At 68.9% G+C, this 16,025-nt stretch carries 18 protein-coding genes and 3 pseudogenes; 16 read left to right on the top strand and 5 right to left on the bottom strand.

Going from position 1 to position 16,025, the window contains the following annotated elements; translation table 11 throughout:
* Positions 1-307 precede the first annotated feature (307 nt).
* The 3 genes and pseudogenes from ACIBHX_RS13010 to ACIBHX_RS13020 form a co-directional block, all read left to right on the top strand.
* Positions 308-457, top strand: a pseudogene (locus tag ACIBHX_RS13010) (YciI family protein); the annotation flags it as partial.
* A 112-nt stretch (positions 458-569) separates the two neighbouring features.
* A complete protein-coding gene (locus tag ACIBHX_RS13015; protein ID WP_397067825.1) occupies positions 570-1,241 on the top strand; it encodes a hypothetical protein in 672 nt (223 codons plus the stop codon).
* 14 nt (positions 1,242-1,255) lie between these two features.
* On the top strand, positions 1,256-1,411 hold the full coding sequence (locus ACIBHX_RS13020; protein ID WP_397067826.1) for a hypothetical protein: 156 nt from the start codon (positions 1,256-1,258) through the stop codon (positions 1,409-1,411).
* Positions 1,412-1,610: 199 nt separating this feature from the next.
* Here the strand turns inward: ACIBHX_RS13020 and ACIBHX_RS13025 are convergent, their stop codons facing one another.
* Positions 1,611-2,660: a tyrosine-type recombinase/integrase gene (locus ACIBHX_RS13025; RefSeq protein ID WP_397067089.1), complete on the bottom strand. Its 1,050-nt coding sequence runs from the start codon at positions 2,658-2,660 to the stop codon at positions 1,611-1,613.
* 307 nt (positions 2,661-2,967) lie between these two features.
* Between ACIBHX_RS13025 and ACIBHX_RS13030 the strand changes: the two genes are divergently transcribed.
* The 4 genes and pseudogenes from ACIBHX_RS13030 (at position 2,968) to ACIBHX_RS13045 (ending at position 6,140) form a co-directional block, all read left to right on the top strand.
* Entirely contained in the window at positions 2,968-4,386 is a 1,419-nt protein-coding gene (locus tag ACIBHX_RS13030; protein WP_397067090.1) for a hypothetical protein, read from the top strand.
* Between the two features lie 15 nt (positions 4,387-4,401).
* A pseudogene (locus tag ACIBHX_RS13035) lies at positions 4,402-4,753 on the top strand (Tn3 family transposase); the annotation flags it as partial.
* 302 nt (positions 4,754-5,055) lie between these two features.
* On the top strand, positions 5,056-5,622 hold the full coding sequence (locus ACIBHX_RS13040) for a hypothetical protein (RefSeq protein ID WP_397067810.1): 567 nt from the start codon (positions 5,056-5,058) through the stop codon (positions 5,620-5,622).
* Positions 5,517-6,140, top strand: coding sequence for a hypothetical protein (locus ACIBHX_RS13045; RefSeq protein ID WP_397067092.1), 624 nt, complete (start codon positions 5,517-5,519; stop codon positions 6,138-6,140). Before ACIBHX_RS13040 ends, ACIBHX_RS13045 begins: the two co-directional genes overlap by 106 nt.
* Here ACIBHX_RS13045 and ACIBHX_RS13050 read toward each other — a convergent pair.
* Positions 6,056-6,562, bottom strand: a complete 507-nt coding sequence (locus tag ACIBHX_RS13050; protein ID WP_397067094.1) for a winged helix-turn-helix transcriptional regulator — start codon at positions 6,560-6,562, stop codon at positions 6,056-6,058. The genes ACIBHX_RS13045 and ACIBHX_RS13050 overlap by 85 nt on opposite strands.
* 108 nt (positions 6,563-6,670) lie before the next feature.
* Between ACIBHX_RS13050 and ACIBHX_RS13055 the strand changes: the two genes are divergently transcribed.
* Positions 6,671-7,456, top strand: coding sequence for an SDR family oxidoreductase (locus ACIBHX_RS13055; RefSeq protein ID WP_397067096.1), 786 nt, complete (start codon positions 6,671-6,673; stop codon positions 7,454-7,456).
* A gap of 25 nt (positions 7,457-7,481) precedes the next feature.
* Entirely contained in the window at positions 7,482-7,841 is a 360-nt protein-coding gene (locus ACIBHX_RS13060; protein WP_397067098.1) for a nuclear transport factor 2 family protein, read from the top strand.
* 174 nt (positions 7,842-8,015) lie between these two features.
* On the opposite strand, the pseudogene ACIBHX_RS13065 reads toward ACIBHX_RS13060, so the two are convergent.
* Positions 8,016-8,246 (bottom strand): annotated as a pseudogene (locus ACIBHX_RS13065) (IS630 family transposase); the annotation flags it as partial.
* Positions 8,247-8,341: 95 nt separating this feature from the next.
* Here ACIBHX_RS13065 and ACIBHX_RS13070 point away from each other — a divergent pair.
* A protein-coding gene (locus tag ACIBHX_RS13070; RefSeq protein WP_397067811.1) for an IS5 family transposase occupies positions 8,342-9,254 on the top strand; the annotation gives its coding sequence in 2 pieces (ribosomal slippage) (positions 8,342-8,749 and positions 8,751-9,254; 912 coding nt in all).
* A gap of 34 nt (positions 9,255-9,288) precedes the next feature.
* Here ACIBHX_RS13070 and ACIBHX_RS13075 read toward each other — a convergent pair.
* The gene (locus ACIBHX_RS13075; protein ID WP_397067099.1) at positions 9,289-9,855 is read right to left on the bottom strand and encodes a nucleoside deaminase; all 567 of its coding nucleotides are present in this window, start codon (positions 9,853-9,855) and stop codon (positions 9,289-9,291) included.
* Positions 9,856-10,005: 150 nt separating this feature from the next.
* Here ACIBHX_RS13075 and ACIBHX_RS13080 point away from each other — a divergent pair, with 150 nt between their 5' ends.
* The 4 genes from ACIBHX_RS13080 to ACIBHX_RS13095 are packed head-to-tail and all read left to right on the top strand — an operon-like array spanning position 10,006 to position 12,481.
* On the top strand, positions 10,006-10,938 hold the full coding sequence (locus ACIBHX_RS13080; RefSeq protein ID WP_397067100.1) for an antibiotic biosynthesis monooxygenase: 933 nt from the start codon (positions 10,006-10,008) through the stop codon (positions 10,936-10,938).
* A 38-nt stretch (positions 10,939-10,976) separates the two neighbouring features.
* A complete protein-coding gene (locus ACIBHX_RS13085; RefSeq protein WP_397067102.1) occupies positions 10,977-12,116 on the top strand; it encodes an FAD-binding oxidoreductase in 1,140 nt (379 codons plus the stop codon).
* A 33-nt stretch (positions 12,117-12,149) separates the two neighbouring features.
* Positions 12,150-12,332: a BBE domain-containing protein gene (locus tag ACIBHX_RS13090; protein ID WP_397067104.1), complete on the top strand. Its 183-nt coding sequence runs from the start codon at positions 12,150-12,152 to the stop codon at positions 12,330-12,332.
* A complete protein-coding gene (locus ACIBHX_RS13095; protein WP_397067105.1) occupies positions 12,329-12,481 on the top strand; it encodes a hypothetical protein in 153 nt (50 codons plus the stop codon). Before ACIBHX_RS13090 ends, ACIBHX_RS13095 begins: the two co-directional genes overlap by 4 nt.
* A 703-nt stretch (positions 12,482-13,184) precedes the next feature.
* Here the strand turns inward: ACIBHX_RS13095 and ACIBHX_RS13100 are convergent.
* A complete protein-coding gene (locus ACIBHX_RS13100; RefSeq protein WP_397067107.1) occupies positions 13,185-14,123 on the bottom strand; it encodes a LysR family transcriptional regulator in 939 nt (312 codons plus the stop codon).
* A gap of 114 nt (positions 14,124-14,237) precedes the next feature.
* On the opposite strand from ACIBHX_RS13100, the gene ACIBHX_RS13105 reads away from it, so the two are divergent.
* Both ACIBHX_RS13105 and ACIBHX_RS13110 read left to right on the top strand, forming a co-directional pair.
* Entirely contained in the window at positions 14,238-15,155 is a 918-nt protein-coding gene (locus ACIBHX_RS13105) for an NAD(P)H-binding protein (protein WP_397067109.1), read from the top strand.
* The gene (locus ACIBHX_RS13110) at positions 15,145-15,510 is read left to right on the top strand and encodes a darcynin family protein (RefSeq protein WP_271217657.1); all 366 of its coding nucleotides are present in this window, start codon (positions 15,145-15,147) and stop codon (positions 15,508-15,510) included. Before ACIBHX_RS13105 ends, ACIBHX_RS13110 begins: the two co-directional genes overlap by 11 nt.
* The last annotated feature ends 515 nt before the right edge of the window (positions 15,511-16,025 follow it).

A 16,025-nucleotide genomic window follows, 5' to 3' on the forward strand; every position in this document is an offset into this window, starting at 1 on the left:
CATCCGCACAGCTTGGCGCACACGCGCCGTCCAGAGCATCCGCCGGACGGCGCGTCACATCACAACGAGGCAAACATTGCCTGATGCGGCACTAGGACCGGGGCCGCAGGTATTCAACCTGGACGGCACGATCCAGCAGGTCCGCGTTGCGCAGCGGGTACGGCCCCCGCACCCCGTTCCGCCTGTTGATGACTTGGTCACGAATGAGTACTGGCCCCGCCTCGTTGCTGAAGCCGGTGAGTCTTGGAGCTGGACGCAGCTATCCAGGCGTGGGGGCTGGTCCGGGCGGGTGGTAAACCCTGCGGGCATGGAGTTCTTCTGCTACCACCGCGATCGGCCCGGCTCCGTGGCGCTGCGCGACGAACTGCTGGAAGAGCATTGGTCCTACATGGACCGGTACGCAGCAGAGATGATCGCCCGCGGCCCGACCCTGGCCGGCGACGGCGATACACCCACCGGCAGCGTGCACATCGTCGACCTGCCGGATCCCGCTGCTGCCCGTGCGTTCGCCTTCGACGAGCTGGCAACCGGCCCGCAGGGGTACGCGCGGCAGCAGCCGTGTGCAGGCGATGGCCAAACGGCCGATGAGCTGGACCTGGAACACCACCGGCACGGAAGGGCGCGCATGGATACTGCGTCACATCGAACAGGAAGGGCGAGCCTGGACGCCACCGCCGCCACTACCGGCCTATCGCAAGGGCCTGTCGCCGATGACTGTGCGGCAGCGGGCCGGGGTTCTGCTGGGGCGCTGGCCGGTCAGAGCCCCGGCCGGGCGCCAGCCGCTGCCTGCGGAAGCACAGGTTCTCAAAGCCCTCGACACCGACGCGGTCTGCGCCTTGTACGAAGAGGCCGGACGGCTCCGACTTGGCCTCGGCAAAGGCGGACCATGGCTCCGGGCCCACCTGGACCCCGACGGCGTCCACTACCTGGTTCCGGATCCGGCGAACTACTACTGGCCCGGCAACCAGGACGGTCGAGGCGGCAAGATCCGCTGGTGGCAGTGCACCGCACTCCTGCGGATGTCCGACGGCGAACAGGTCACCGGCATGGTCGCCGTACTCCCAGAAACCTTCACCGCCCTGCCGTCCAACCTCCCCCGAAGGCAGCAACTCCGGCTGGTCCACCTCGCCCGAGCCACCGAACGCGACACCTACCTGTGGGGCCGCGACAACAGCGCCGACTCCAGCCCACAACGCTGCGGCTACACCCCCGGAGCTCAACGGTCCGAAGGCGATCATTGAGTAGGAGACGGTACGTGGCCAGAGGAGTGCCGGGCGGCTGCCGGATCTGGGACGCCAAGGCACGCCGATGGTGGGGAGATCTCTACGAGCTGTGCCCCGACGACCTGCTGACCGAACTGAACGGCGACGCGGACTACGAGAAGCTCACCGCTCTGCTCATCAAACGCTGACCCTGACACCTGCCGAGTGCAAGCAGACCGACCGACGCCAAATACCGCCGAGTAATTCACGCCATCGAGCGATCAAAGCCACACTGACCCGGGATGGTGCCATCGTCAGTGGTACCTGGGAAGGGTCTCAGCCGGGGCTGAAGGCATGGGCGGAGTAGGCTCAGATCCCCATGGTGTGAACGTGGCATGCGAAGCCGCCTCAAAGCCCTATGCCATGCAGGGGGTTGTCGGTCCATTTGTCAGCTTGGCGGATGTAGGCGGCCACCACCGGAGAACCCTCCGCCCAGCGGCCGTGCCGAGTGATCGCCGACATGGGGGCACCCGCCTTGGCGGCCGAGGTGGCACCCCCGGCCCGCAGTCCGTGTGCGGTGTAGGCGCCGGCGTGGTCCAGTCCGGCGGCTGCGGCGGCGCGCTTGACGATCAGGTTCACCGCTTGCGGGCTCAGTCGTCCGCGGGTGCCGCGACCGGCTGCAGGACGGTTGCGGTCGCCGACGCCACCGTGACGATCAATCGGGCGAAACAGCGCGCCGGTGGTGATGTCGTGCTTGGCCAGGACGGCCAGCCAGGAACGGACCACGCGGACCGGGCAGGTGTCAGGGTGGGAGCCGTAGGGGATGGCGACCGTGTCGCCGTGGGCGTCCTGGTCGGTCTTGCTCAGCGGGATGAACACCTCCAGGCCGTCGTCGGTGACGGCCAAGTCGCCGATCTCCACCTCGGTGATCTCGGAGCGGCGGCCCATGAGCGCGAAGCCCAGCACCAAGATGGCGCGATCGCGCAGCCCTGTCGAGGTGTCGGCAGGCAGGGCGGTGATCATGGCGCGGAGCCGGTCCACCGTGATGGGCGGGGACCTGCGCGGGCGGCGGCCCTGCTGGGCGCGTTCGCGGCGGTAGGCACGCAGGGCCAGCCGGGCCGCCTTGGTAGCGGGCTTGGCCAACTGGGCGTGCTCGTGGGCGGCCAGCACACAGGCCAGGGCACGGTCGATGGTCGAGGGCGCGTAGTCCTGGGCAGCCAGATGAGCGACATAGTTGGCCAGCGTCGCAGCGGTCGCCGGCAAGCTGGTTCGGCCGCTGTCCTCGCACCAGCCGGCATAGGCGGCGAAGTCGCGCGCGTAGGCGAGGCGGGTGTTGACGGCCAGCCCGGCCTCCACCAGATCGGTGGCCCCGGGCCCTAGGGCGTGCTCGTCCGCCAGCTGCCTGGGCTGCCCGCCGGTAAGGACCGCGGCTGCGGGGGAGCGGTCGAGGGCACTCATATTGTTCTCCATGATCCACATCCTGAGTAGCGATAAGTGAGCTTATCGCTACTCAGGCCGACTGGGGTCGCTAGGGAGGATCCCGGGTGCTGCGTCAGGAGTCTGGTCACAGTGCGCTACTGACACCTCGTGACGAACCTACTGACACCAAGTGACGAACCCGCAGGTCAAAAGATGCAGAGGCTCAAGGGATTCTGCTGGGCGGCATTACTTGCGGGAATTCTGCCTTCTCGCAAGTTACTGTGACGCAACGGATCCGAATTTTTGATTTCTAATTTCTGGAAAATAAAAATGCTAGGGTGCTCTCGTGGCTGGGGAGACGGGCGTGGTGACGCCGTGCAAGCAGTGCGGGAAGCCGATCGAGCAGCGGCAGGGGAGAGGGCGGCCCAAGGAGTACTGTCCCGACGGTGACTGTCAGGCCGCGGCCAAGCGGGAGCGGGAGCTGCGCCGCGCGACGCCCGGACTGGAGGGCTCACTGGCCAGGGCCGAGCAGTTGTACGAGCGGATGGAGCAGGGACTCGCCGCCGCCATCGAGCCGCTGGCCCAGGCGCTTGCCACCGAGCTGAGCCCCGCCGGCGTCGAGGCCAAGCTCAGCGCGATTCAGGCCGAGGCGCACACCCGCGTCGCCATCGCACGCACCGAGCGGGAGCAGGCCTTTGAGCAGGTACGGCTGGCCAGGGAGGCGGCCGAGTACGCGCGCGTCGAGGCCCGTGAGATGCGCGCCCAGGTAGAGGAGGCCCAGACCGAGCGCGACACGGCTCTGGCCGACGCCGAGAAGGCCCGCGAGCAGGCCCTCGCCGCCCTGCGCGAGGCGGCGGCCACCGAACGCCAGTCCGTCCAGGCCGTAGACGAGGCGAAACGCCGCGCCGCCCTGGCCGAGGAACGCACCCAGCTCGCCGAGCAGCGCGCGGAAGAGGCCGCCACCAGAGCCGACCAGGCGGAACAACGCACCCTCGAAGCGGAGCACCGCGCCGATCAGGCCGACCAGCGCGCTGCCGAAGCGGAGCGCCGCGCCGAACAAGCAGAGCAGCGCACCGCCGACACCAAGCGTCGAGCCGACCGGCGCATCGCGGACGCCGAACATCGCATCGAGCAAGCGGACCAGCGTGTCACCGAGGCAGAACGCCGGGCCGAAGAAGCCGAGCAGAGAACCGCTGACGCCGAACGCCGGGTCGAGGAAGCCGACGAGCGTGCCGCCGCCGCCCACCAGCGCGCCGACGAGGTCGAGCTGGCCCGCGACCAGGCGGTCCAGGAGCTGGCCGGACGCATCGAGCGCGCCCAGTCGGAAACCCGGGCAGCGGAGACCCGAGCCACCCAAGTCGAGCTGGAAGCCGCATCCCGCATCGCCGAGGCGCGCGAGGAAGCGGCCGCGATCGTGGCCCGGGTAAAGGGGGAGACGGAGCAGGCACTGGCTGTGGCGGAGGCACGCGCCGAGGCGGCCGAGGCCGAACGCGACCGGGCCAACGACCGCGCCACCCGAGCCGAGCGCGCCGCGACCAAGGCGGAACGCACAGCCGCCGAGGTAGAGGTGGCGCGGTCGGTGGCGGTGAAGGACGCCGCCAAGGCGACGGCCGCCCTAGGGGAACGCGACAGCCTGGACGCCGAGCTGCGCCTGGAACGCGCCCGACTGGCGGACCTACGTGCCGAGCTGCAGGCCGTACGAGAAGAAGCCGCGCAGCTCCGCGAACGCGCGGTAACCGCCGAACTCGCCCGCCGCCCGGCCTGACACTCGACACCCCAAGTCCCGACTGGCCAGGCCCGCGCGGCAATGGAACTGGCCCGCAACAAGGTCAACCTGGGCAAGGTGGTCACGCACTGGCCGGACATGCTGCGGGTGGTCGGCTCCCTGGTGACCGGTCAGGTGCGCGCCTACGACCTGCTGCGGACGTTCGGCCGCGAGGGCCGCCCGACCCCGCTGGGCCAGGCGTTCGTGGAGTACGGGCGGATCCCCAAGACGCTGCACCTGCTGCGGGTGGTCGACCCGGTGGACGACACCTACCGGCACCAGATGAACCGTCAGCTCACCGTGCAGAGAGTCCCGGCACAAGCTCGCCCGCGACATGATCTCGGCGATCTGGCTGATCAGGCGAGGCTGGGGATTGTCCGGGTGAAGATCGAAGTATCTGGCCACGCCTCGGATCCGAGGGTCCGGCACCATGGCATGACAGGTGGCCCCAGGGCGGCACAGTCTCGCCGCCCGCCGTCCACCCCGACTTGGGCCTGTATCAAATTGCGTTAGAGCCACTCGTTGATCGCGGCGACGAGGACCGTGGCTTCGTAGCGCACGGCGATCACCTACAGCTACGACAACGTCGGAAACACGGTCAAGGTCGTCGATCCGCGCAAGAACGCCACCCCGGACGCGAACGACTACACGGCGACCTACGGCTATGACCTGAACCATCGGGTGAAAACCGTCAAGGACGCGGCCGGCTATCAGACCTCGACGGATTACGACCTGGACGGGCTGGTGGTCGGGCAGACCGACCAGGAGAACAACAAGGCGATCACCGTCTACGACAAGCGCGGCGACGTCGTCGAAACGCGGGTGCCGCATGCCGAGACCGACGGTGTGATCAAGTACGTCACCACCAAGTTCGTCTACGACCAGGTCGGCAACCAGACCAAGGTGATCACCCCGCGCGGGGTGGAGCGCGGCGGTGACCTGGTCGACTTCGTCGCCGAGACCAAGTACGACAAGCTGAACCGGCCGAGCGAGAAGATCTTCCCCTACGACCGGTCCGACCCGGTCTACAACACCCCCGACTCGGTGCTGTACACCTACGACCCGGTCTCCGGCTGCAGGAGATCTCCTCCCCGCCCTCCCACGGCCAGTCGATCCGCAACGTCTCCTCGATGTCGTACTGGGAGAACGGCTGGTCCAAGACCACCACCGATGCGTGGAAGATCAAAACCACCTACGACTACAACGAGCTGGGCGAGCAGACCAACCGCACCGTGACCAGCGCGGGCAACTCCTCACAGCGGGCGCTGGACTGGAGCTACTACCCGGACGGCAAGCTCAAGACCCACTCCGACAACGGCGTCCCGCTCGGCCTGGACGTCGTCCTGGACGACAACTCCGACACCGGCCAGGTCAGTGCGACCGGTAGCTGGACCACCACCTCGGGCGGCAGCTTCGCCTCGAACGTGGTCGGCCCGCGCGTGCAGGCCAGCGCCACCTCCGGGTTCGTCGGCTACGACTACGCCGTGGCCCCCGCCGGGACCGGTTCGTCCAGCTTCACCTGGAACCTGACCATCCCCGCCGACGGCAGCTACAAGCTCTACGCCCAATACCCGGCCGGCGCGACCGCGACCAACGCCGGCTACCAGGTCAAGCAACGCGGGTGCGTTCCGGCACTGCTCAAGGCTGTTCGGTGCTCGTTTGGGCAGCCTTACGCCTCCTCGGGGGTGGTCGGTCGTGTCGCGTATCGGTGGCGCATGGCGTCGCTGGCTGCGGGACCTGCGGTGAAGATGTAGGTGTCGCTGTCGTCGAGTCGGCGGCCGGTCTTGGCGTCAACGACGATGGGCTCGACTTCCTCGCCGCTGTGCGCGTCGACGAGGATCATGCTGCGTTCGGCCGGTGTGAGGCGGGAGTTGCCCCACGCGGCCAGGGCGACGATCACCGGTCGGAGGGAGTGCCCGAGTTCGGTGAGGACGTACTCGTGGCGTACGGGGTTGGTCTGGTAGGGCCGGCGCTCCAGCAGTCCGTCCGCGACGAGGGTTTTCAGCCGGGTGGTGAGCATGCTGGAGGAGATGCCCAGACTCTCCTGAAACTGGTCGAAGCGTGTGTAGCCGTCGAAAGCGTCGTGGAGGATCAGCAGCGTCCACCACTCGCCTACGTGTTCCACCGTCGTGGACAGTGGGCACTCCCGGTCCTCCAGCCTGATCCGGCTTGCCACGGCGACCACCCTTTCAGCTACTGCTAAAGTCGAAGTTAGTGGCTTCTACTTTAGCAGTAATGACGGGAGCGGTGCATTCTGCGCCCGCACCCGGGAACGGAGCACACCGTGACCACATCCATCAGCGAATCCCTCGAAGGCCGACGCGCTCTGGTCACCGGCGGCACCAAGGGCACCGGAGCCGCCATCGCCCGACGTCTCGCCCAAGCCGGCGCGACCGTGCTGGTCACGGCCCGCAGCCGCTCCGACGACGTCGAGGAGAAGGCGTTCATCACCGCCGACCTGTCCAGCGCCCAAGGCGCCTCTCACGTGGCCGCCGAGGTGGACGCCCGCGTGGGAGGCGTCGACATCCTGGTCAACACCCTCGGCGGGTCCGAGGCACCGGCCGGAGGGTTCGCCGCGCTCGGCGAGGACGACTGGGCCAGGGAGCTGAACACGAACCTGCTGGCCGCCGTCCGCCTGGACCGCGCACTCCTGCCGCACATGATCGCCATAGGCAAGGGCGTGATCGTGCATGTCACCTCTATCCAGCGCCGCATGCCGCTGTGGAACGGAACCCTGGCCTACGCAGCCGCCAAGGCCGCCCTGACCACCTACAGCAAAGGCCTGGCCAACGAGGTCGCCCCGCACGGCGTCCGCGTCAACACCGTCTCGCCCGGCTTCGTCCAGACCTCGGCCGCCGACAACCTCGTCGCCCGGATCGCCCACGACGCCGGCATCAGCCAGGAAGCGGCGCTGGGCCGGCTCATGGACTCCCTGGGAGGCATCCCGCTCGGCCGTCCCAACCGGCCCGAGGAGGTCGCCGAGCTCGTCGCCTTCCTCGTTTCCGACCGCGCCTCGGCCATCGTCGGCGCCGAATACGTCATCGACGGCGGCACCACCCCCACCGTCTGAACCCGCCACCACCATCAGGAGCGTCATGCACGACAACCAGCCCCGGACCATCACCCCGGACGACCTGCCTGAGGTGATCACCCGCTACCTCACAGCGCACCGCGCCCACGACACCGCCACCGCGGTCACGACGTTCACCGACGACGCCACAGTGATCGACGACGGCAACACCTACCAGGGCAGCGCCGCGATTGAGCGGTGGCTGGACCGATCGGCCACCGAATTCACCTACACCATCCATCTCACCGGAGCCCAGCAGACCGACGCAACCCGCTACATCGCCACCCACCACCTCGAGGGCAACTTCCCCGGCGGGTCCATCGATCTGCGTTACCAGTTCGCACTCCGCGACGGCCTCATCGAACGCCTCGTCATCGAACCCTGAGTCCCTGCCGACGCCACCCGTTGCCGCCTCATGCGAGAAGCCCCGTTCGCCCTGCAATCTCGGTGACTTCACCTTCCTGCCAGGTCAGGCCGCCACGCGCAGGTGCCGTCCACCCCAGCGGATGCCTTTCTCGCTGCGGATGCGGGCGCGTTCCTTGCGTTCGGCGGCTAGGACCTCGTCGAAGGCGAAGACCCGGTCCGGGAAGCAGTCAACGACCTCCTCGATCCGGTCCAGCTTCGCTTCGCAGTCCAGGTCGGGGTATTCCTTCCACGTCTTGGTGCGTTGGAAGGTAACACCACGGCGGGCGAGCAGGCCACGTAAGCTTTCACGGCCGATGAGGATCACTCGGCCGTGGACTTTCCGCAGGTAGGCGACGAGTTTGCGCGGTGACCAGCGGGTGAAGGGCTAGGACGTGTATCAAAGGCCGCTGCGGGACGGTGGGTGTCGTAGATCGACAACAAACGAGGTCTCCGGTAGGTGGTTAGTCGACCAAGACAAACCTGAACACCGGAGACCTCGTGGCCACCTTAGCGGTGACGAGGCGGTTCGACCTGACCGATGCGCAGTGGGCGGTGCTGGAGCCGCTGTTACCAGCGCCGAAGCGGTCGGGACGGCCGTCGTCTTTCAGTAAACGGCAGTTGATCGATGGGATCCGCTGGCGCGTGCGGGTCGGCGCACCCTGGCGCGACCTGCCCGACTGCTATGGCTCCTGGGCGGCGGTGTACGCGCTGTTTCGGCGCTTTCAGCGGGACGGTACCTGGCAGCAGATCGTGACTGCCCTGCAGGCGGCGGCGGATGCGGCCGGACGCATCACCTGGGACGTCAGTGTCGATTCCACCATCGCTCGCGCGCATCAGCACGTCGCGGGTGCCCGAAAAGGGGGATCTGCAGGCCGAACCGCCCGGCGGCGTGGCGGGCGAGGAACCAGCCGACCATGGGCTGGGGCGTTCTCGTGGCGGGTTGACCACCAAGGTACACCTGGCCTGTGAGCAGGGCCAAAAGCTGCTGTCGATCGTGCTCACCGCCGGTCAACGCGGCGACAGCCCGCAGTTCACCAGGGTCATCGACGCCATCCGGGTTCCCCGCCCGGCTGGTGGACGGCCCAGGACCCGCCCCGATCGGGTGCTGGCCGACAAGGCCTACACCTCCCAGGCCAACCGCGCCTACCTGCGGCGGCGCGGCATCAAGGCCACCATTCCGAGCAAGGCCGATCAAGACGCCAACCGGCGCGCCAAGGGATCCAAGGGCGGCCGTCCACCCGCCTTCGATCCTGTTCTCTACCGGCAGCGCCACGCGGTCGAGTGCGGCATCAGCCGGCTCAAACGCCATCGCGCTGTGGCCACGCGGTACGACAAGCTCGCCGTGTGCTACAAAGCCACGGTCCTCGTCGCCGCGATCAACGAGTGGCTCTAACGCACTTTGATACAGGCCCTAGGCGTCCGGCGGATCAGTACGGGTGATGGTTCGGCTTGTCCGCCCAGAGGGCGTAGGCCTGGGCGCCGAGCTCGGGATAGATGTGCTCGACCCGGATCTTGCGCTGGTCGAGGGGCCGCTGGAAGTCCTCATACTGGAAGACGTCGTCAAAACCGATCTTCCTCGTCGCCTCGAGGTCGGAGCTGAAGTGGACCGAGTCGATCCGCGACCAGTAGATGGCGCTCATGCACATCGGGCACGGAGCCCCGCTCGAGTAGAGGGAGTATCCCATGAGCATCCGGGCCCGCTCGGGCAGGAGGTCGGGCGATCCTTCCGGACGCGGCACGAGTTCGAGCGTCGAGGCGTTCAGGCGGTCCTCCGCAAGGGAGGGTGCCTCCGGGTTCAGGATCTGGATGGCCTTGCGGATGGCCTCGATCTCGCCGTGCGCGGTCGGGTCGCCGGTGAGCAGGACGCGGTTCTGCCCGCGGGCGAGAATCTCCCCGTCCTTGGTGATGACCGCGCCGAACGGGCCGCCCCAGCCGTTCACAACGGACTCCGTGGCGAGTCGTACGGCTTCGGCCATGAATTCCTTGGGTCCCATCTCATAACCTCCTGCAGGTAAATTACGGCTGAAATTTCTTCATGATCGACTGTCGTGTCCGAGTCATTGTCGCCATGCTTCGCCGGACGGCCGTGGACTATACTTTCCCAGGTGAAGCCTGGTTCGAACCGTGGTGCCTCGGATCGCGGCATGACCGTGGTCATTTCGTCAAAGGTTCGCGAAGGCCGCGAGGAGGATTATCGCCGCTGGCAGCAGAAAATAAATGAGAGCATGTGCTCATTTGCTGGTTTCGAGGGGGCGGAGGCTTATCCGCCGATTCCCGGCGAGCAACCCTCCTGGGTCTCTGTTTTTCGTTTCTCGGGTATCGCCCGGCTGACCGGGTGGCTGAATTCGGATTCGCGCAGGGTCCTGCTCGACGAGGTCCGGCCGCTGCTGGAGGAGCCGCCGGCGCTGGAGGTCCTCGCAGGAAGGACGCCCGACAGCGAAGCGGTCACGGCGGTGATCTCCCACAACGTGCGGCCGGGCCGCGAGGGCGACTACACGCGCTGGCAGGACAGGCTCCACAAGGCAGAGGAGAGGTTTCCCGGCTTCCTCGGATTCGAGGCGTTCGCGCCCGTGCCGGGCGTACAGCCGAACTGGGTGGTCATGACCCGGTTCGACACCCGCGAACACCTTGAGAACTGGCTCGCGTCCGACACCCGCAGAAGGCTCCTGGACGAAGGTCGCGACTGCGTCATCGACTTCGACGTACGCACCGTCAAGTCGGCGTTCGGCGGCTGGTTCCGGTTCGGCGGCGGAGCTGCTGGGCAGGGGGCTCCGCCCAACTGGAAGCAGGCCATGTGCGTGCTGCTGGCCCTCTATCCGACCGTGATGGCGCTGAACCTGACGGTGAGCCGGGTGCTGACCGGCGCGCGCCTGCCCCTCTACCTTGCCCTGTTCATCGGCAACGTGCTGAGTGTCGCCATCCTCACCTGGGTCCTGATGCCGCTCGTCAACAGGGCCTTCGCGGCATGGCTGCGCCCTGATGTACCTCGCTCGTTCCTCGCCGGCGCAGCCGGAGCTCTCGTGATCGTGCTGTGCTACGCGCTGTCCATCGCCGTCTTCGCCGTGATCACCCGTTAGGGGCCGTGGCAGGCGCGTCCACCTGGAGGGTGTCCGACATGGAGCTGGGCCGAGACCTCGAGGGGCTGCTCGTCAGGCGAGGCGAGGCCGGCTACGAGGCCCTCAGGGCGGCCACGGTGTGGAACGGGCTCAAGCCGGAGCGGTTCCCCGACGTGATCGTCCAGGCCGCCTCCGAGCGGGACGTCCAGACGGCCGTCAGGTTCGCCCGCTCGGCCGGCATGCGGGTCGCCATGCGGGCGGGTGGCCACAACTGGGTGGGCGCCTCGGTGCGCGACGGAGGCATGCTCATCGACCTCTCCCGGCTCGACGCGTGCGCCGTCGACACCGCCTCGGCCACGGCGAGCGCGCAGCCCGCCGTCAGAGGCCGCGATCTCGCCGCCGCGCTCGCCGAGCACGGGCTGGCCTTCCCTGTGGGGCACTGCGGCTCCGTCGCGCTCGGCGGCTACCTGCTGAGCGGCGGGCTCGGCTGGAACCCCGGCGTGTGGGGGCCGGCCTGCCTGAGCGTCGCGGAGATCGAAGCCGTGACGGCGGCCGGCGAGGTGGTCCGGTGCAGCGAGGACGAGAACGCCGACCTCTTCTGGGCGGCGCGCGGAGCCGGGCCCGGGTTCTTCGCGGTCGTCACCCGGTTCCGGCTGTGTCTGCGTCGTCTCCCGGCGGCGATCACCACCAGCGCCTACGTCTTCCCGCTCCCGGACGTGGCGGACGTGACGTCCTGGGCCGTCGAGGTCGCGGCGTCGCTCCCCCCGACGGTCGAGCTGAGCGTCATGCTCGGCACGGCGCCGCAGGAGCCCGGGACAAGGGCGATCGTCGTCACGGCCACCTGTTTCGCGGACTCCGCGGACGAGGCGGCCCGATCTCTTGAGGCGTTCCGAGCGTGCCCCCTTGCCGGGCGCGCCCTGGCCTGCTTGGCGGAGCAGCCGGCCACATTCGACGCCCTGTTCAAGGGCGCCGGCGCGCTCTGGCCGGAGCGCCACCGCGTCGCGGCCGACACCCTCTGGTCGATGGAGCACCTCGGCGCGCTGCTGCCGCTGCTCGCGGCCGACGTCGCCAAGGCTCCATCCGGCAAGTCACTCGTACTGGCGAACATCCCTCCCGCGCCGCCCGGCGGAGCCGAGATGCCCGATATGGCCTTCTCGGTGCTGGGCAGGAGCTACGTCGTCGGTTACGCGATCTGGTAGGACCCGGCGCACGATCAGGTCAACATCCGCTGGTTGCGCGAGGCGATGGGCAAGGTCGCGCCGCCGGGGGTCGGGCACTACATCGCGGAGGCCGATCTGCTGGCCACTCCGTCCCGAAGTCGGCGGTCTTTCTCGCCCGACACGTGGGAGCGCCTGCAGGCGGTGCGAGCGCGATGGGACCCCGAGGGCGTCTTCCAGCCCTACCTGCAACCATGACCTCCGACAGGCGCGTCACCTCGCTGATGGCCCCTCTGGGCCAGACCCGGTCAGCCTTCGATCTTGGCCGCGAAGCGCTCGATGACGGCGACGACCTCGACCGGCAATTGTCAAGCGAACCTGCTGGTCAGCCGCATGAAGGTCGTTAAGGCGCGTCAGGCAAGGAGACCCCAGCATGCCGAGCATGGTGGGGTCCGGCGCGAAGGCATCCGAGCGCGTGGAGAGGCGATCGATCAGCGATGGGCCGTTGCGATGAGGCGCCGCAGCGCGGCGTGGGCGGGTGGGCCCCACGTGGCCTTGCCGCCTGGGCTGCCTTCCGGATCGCCACCGCGGTGATCGCCCGGGCCCGGCCCGCGTCGTACTTCACTCCCTGACGCTGGCGCACCAGCTTGCGCTGCGCCTTTGCGCTACTGGAAGACCCGTGGTCTGCCAAATGTCCTCGGCCAACTCCAGGCAGCGCCGAACGTGGGCGATCACCACGTCAGGGATCTCGTCCGGAGACGGGAAACGCGCCGCCTTCTGAAAGCACTTCAGCGTCAGCACCAGCGCGAAGGGCTGCCGGTGCGCTGGTCGGCCTGTCAATTTCATAGGTGAGCGACCGGAGATCTTCGGCGCTATTTGGCCGGACCGTCCCGATGGGGTGTACCGCAACGCCACAGCGTGGGCAATCGGAAAGCGCGTCAAGATAGAGCCCCTGCCCGAGCTTCTTGACGCCTGTCTGCTGGGCTCTTGGAGCTCAGCCTGACACTTCCCGGGCTGACCAAGACGACCGCCGCCCCGGCCAGCTTCTGGCCGCGGTCGGGTTCGGGCCTGTGTCTGGACGCCCGGGTATGCGCGGACCCGCGCCGTGGGCTATTCCTCCCGGGCCGGACGGAGTACCCGGCGCACGGCGCCACGCAGCCACTGGTGGGCCCCGTCGGCGGTGTGGCGCGGGTGCCAGGCCATGCCGATCGTCAGTGGTGGCAGCGGTAGCGGGATTTCCAGCAGGCGTAGTCCCAGCGCGTGCGCCGCGTCGCTGAGTGGTGAAGGGGGCTCGCCCGGCAGCGCGGTCGGCACCAGGCAGACCACGTCGCCGACTGCGGCCAGCGCCATCGCCGCCAGATGTCCGGGCAGGACGGCGCTGACCCGCCGGCTGAGCCCTTGATCGGCCAAGGCCGCGTCCAGCGGGCCGGTGAAGCGTCCCCGGCGGCTGACCGCCACGTGCTCGGCCGCGGCCAGCCTGGCGGGTGTCAGGGTTTCTTCGGCGAGCGGATGCCCGGCCCTGACGCCGGCCGCCATCCGCAGCGTGACCAGCTCTTCGACCCGGGTCTCCGGGTCGACGTGGTCGATGGCCCCGATCTCCAGATCGATCCGGCCCTCGCGCAGCGCGGGGCCCGCCTCCCACTCCTCGGCCAGCACCCGCAGCGAGACGCCCGGCGCCTGGCGCCGGGCCAGCCCGAGCAGGCCCGGCGCCAGCGCCGCGCCGACCAGGTCCGAGGCCTGGACGGTGAAGGTGCGCCGCAGTGCGGCGGGGTCGATCCCGCCGCTCGGGGTGAGCAATGCCTCCAGCCGGCGCACCACCGCGGCGGCCTCGTCCCGCAGCGCCTCGGCGCAGGGTGTGGGCACCATCGCCTGTCCTGCCCGCACCAGTAGCGGATCCTGGAGCACCCGGCGCAGCCGGGCCAGGGTGCGGCTCATCGCCGCGGGGGAGGTCTGCAGCCGCGCGGCGGCACGGGTGACGCTCTGCTCGGTCAGCAGGGCGTCGAGGGCGACGGCGAGGTTGGCGTCGAGGTTCGGGGCTGGGCTGCTCACCGGCATTATTCCGTTTCGGGCAATGATTGGATGCTGACATTCCCATTGTGGCAATGCGGTTCGGGTCTGCACGATGAAGGGGCTGTACCGATCCGACACAACCATGAGGTTTTCATGATCGTCATTACCGCCCCCACTGGGAACATCGGCCGGCGGCTGCTGTCGCTGCTGGTCGAGGCCGCGCCCGCACGCGGAGAGGAGTTGCGCGTCGTGGTCCGCGGTCCTGCCCGGCTCCCCGAGGCCGTGCGCGGACGGGTCGAGGTGGTCACCGGCTCGCACGGCGACGCCGCGACCGTCGAGCGCGCCTTCACCGGGGCCGACGCCGTTTTCTGGCTGGTACCGCCGGACGCCTCGGCCACGCCCGACGAGGCGTTCAGCGGCTTCACCCGCCCGGCCGCGCGGGCGTTCGCCGCCCACGGCGTCGGCCATGTCGTCGGCGTCTCGGCGCTCGGCCGCGGCACCCCACAGGCCGCCCAGGCCGGGCTGGTCACCGCCTCCCTCGCCATGGACGACCTGATCGCCGACTCCGGCGTCGCCTACCGCGCCCTGGCCAACCCGTCCTTCTTCGAGAATCTGCTGGAGGAGGCCGACTCGATCCGCGAGAACGGCGTCTTCACCGACACCGTCGCCGCGGACCGTCCGGCCCCGCTGGTGGCCGTCGCCGACATCGCCGCGACGGCGGCCGGGCTGCTGCTGGACCGCTCCTGGACCGGCGTCGGCAGTGTTCCGGTGCTCGGCCCGCAGGATCTGTCGCCCAACGACCTGGCCCGCATCATGACTGAGGAACTGGGCTGTCCGATCCGCTACCAGCGCCAGCCGCTCGACGAGCTGCGGTCCACCCTGCTCGGCTACGGCCTCAACGAGGCGTTCGTCGAGGGCGTCGTCGACATGAAGCGCGCCAAGGACCAGGGACTGGACTCGGGCGTCGACCGCTCGCCGCAGGCGGGCCCGGCCACCGGATTCGCGCAGTGGTGCGCGCAGACCCTCAAGCCCGCCGTCCTCGCCACACCGGAGGCAGTCGATGCCCACTGACCGAACCGAGCCGCCGGTCACCGCGTTCATGCTGGTAAAGACCACGCCCGAGTGGCTGGCGATGACCGTGGCCGAACGCGTCCAAGCCTTCACCACGCAAGTCGTCCCGGTGATCGAGGCCCGCACCCGCGGCGTCCGCTCCCGCTTCTACGACACGGAGTTCTACTCGGCGCGGGTCACCGACATCTGGGTCTGGGAGGCGGACGACCACGACGCCTACCGGCTGCTGATCGACGCGCTGCGCGAAACCCCCTTCTGGGACCGCTACTTCGACGTTGTGGACCTGCTCGTGGGCACCGAGAACGGCTACGCCCGCACCTACGACCTGGAGCCGGTGGCCACCCTCGCCACCTGACGCTCCTCCCTGACCGGCCGGTGCCGCCACCGCCCTGCGGAAGCACCGGCCGGCAGTTCAGCTGAGCCGATGGCAACGTGACCCCGCGTTGTCGCTCGCCAGTAGATCCGACAACGAGACCGATGCAGGAGCAACGGGACGCCACCGACGAACGATACGAACGGTGGTTCATGGTCCAGTGCTGCCGCCACAAGGCCGGGCGCTGGCCGGATGGATACGTCTGCCGAACCTGCGCCGACCTCGCGATCCGCGTCCGGGGCACCTGTCCGGGATGCGGTCAGGACCGCGCTCTTCCCGGACGTCGGAGCAGCGACGGCGCCTCGATCTGCACCACCTGCGCCGGCTTCTCCCAGACATTCGACTGCTCACGCTGCGGGTTCGAGGGCAAGCTCCGGGTGGGCGACTCTGCGAACGCTGCACTCTCAGCGACCGGCTCAGTGCTGTCCTGGACGATGGCGTCGGCCGCATCTGCTCGGAGCCGAGGCCCCTGTTCGACCTGCTCGCGGCGATGGAGC

The sequence above is a fragment of the Nonomuraea sp. NPDC050536 genome (assembly GCF_044457685.1).
Lineage (GTDB): Bacteria > Actinomycetota > Actinomycetes > Streptosporangiales > Streptosporangiaceae > Nonomuraea.

Excerpts from the sequence above, each read along its gene's own strand:
- ACIBHX_RS13015 (WP_397067825.1), top strand. The coding sequence starts at position 570 with ATGGCCAAACGGCCGATGAGCTGGACCTGGAACACCACCGGCACGGAA.
- ACIBHX_RS13025 (WP_397067089.1), bottom strand. The coding sequence starts at position 2,660 with ATGAGTGCCCTCGACCGCTCCCCCGCAGCCGCGGTCCTTACCGGCGGG.
- ACIBHX_RS13045 (WP_397067092.1), top strand. The coding sequence starts at position 5,517 with ATGTCGTACTGGGAGAACGGCTGGTCCAAGACCACCACCGATGCGTGG.
- ACIBHX_RS13060 (WP_397067098.1), top strand. The coding sequence starts at position 7,482 with ATGCACGACAACCAGCCCCGGACCATCACCCCGGACGACCTGCCTGAG.
- ACIBHX_RS13075 (WP_397067099.1), bottom strand. The coding sequence starts at position 9,855 with ATGGGACCCAAGGAATTCATGGCCGAAGCCGTACGACTCGCCACGGAG.
- ACIBHX_RS13080 (WP_397067100.1), top strand. The coding sequence starts at position 10,006 with ATGACCGTGGTCATTTCGTCAAAGGTTCGCGAAGGCCGCGAGGAGGAT.
- ACIBHX_RS13085 (WP_397067102.1), top strand. The coding sequence starts at position 10,977 with ATGGAGCTGGGCCGAGACCTCGAGGGGCTGCTCGTCAGGCGAGGCGAG.
- ACIBHX_RS13095 (WP_397067105.1), top strand. The coding sequence starts at position 12,329 with ATGACCTCCGACAGGCGCGTCACCTCGCTGATGGCCCCTCTGGGCCAG.
- ACIBHX_RS13105 (WP_397067109.1), top strand. The coding sequence starts at position 14,238 with ATGATCGTCATTACCGCCCCCACTGGGAACATCGGCCGGCGGCTGCTG.
- ACIBHX_RS13110 (WP_271217657.1), top strand. The coding sequence starts at position 15,145 with ATGCCCACTGACCGAACCGAGCCGCCGGTCACCGCGTTCATGCTGGTA.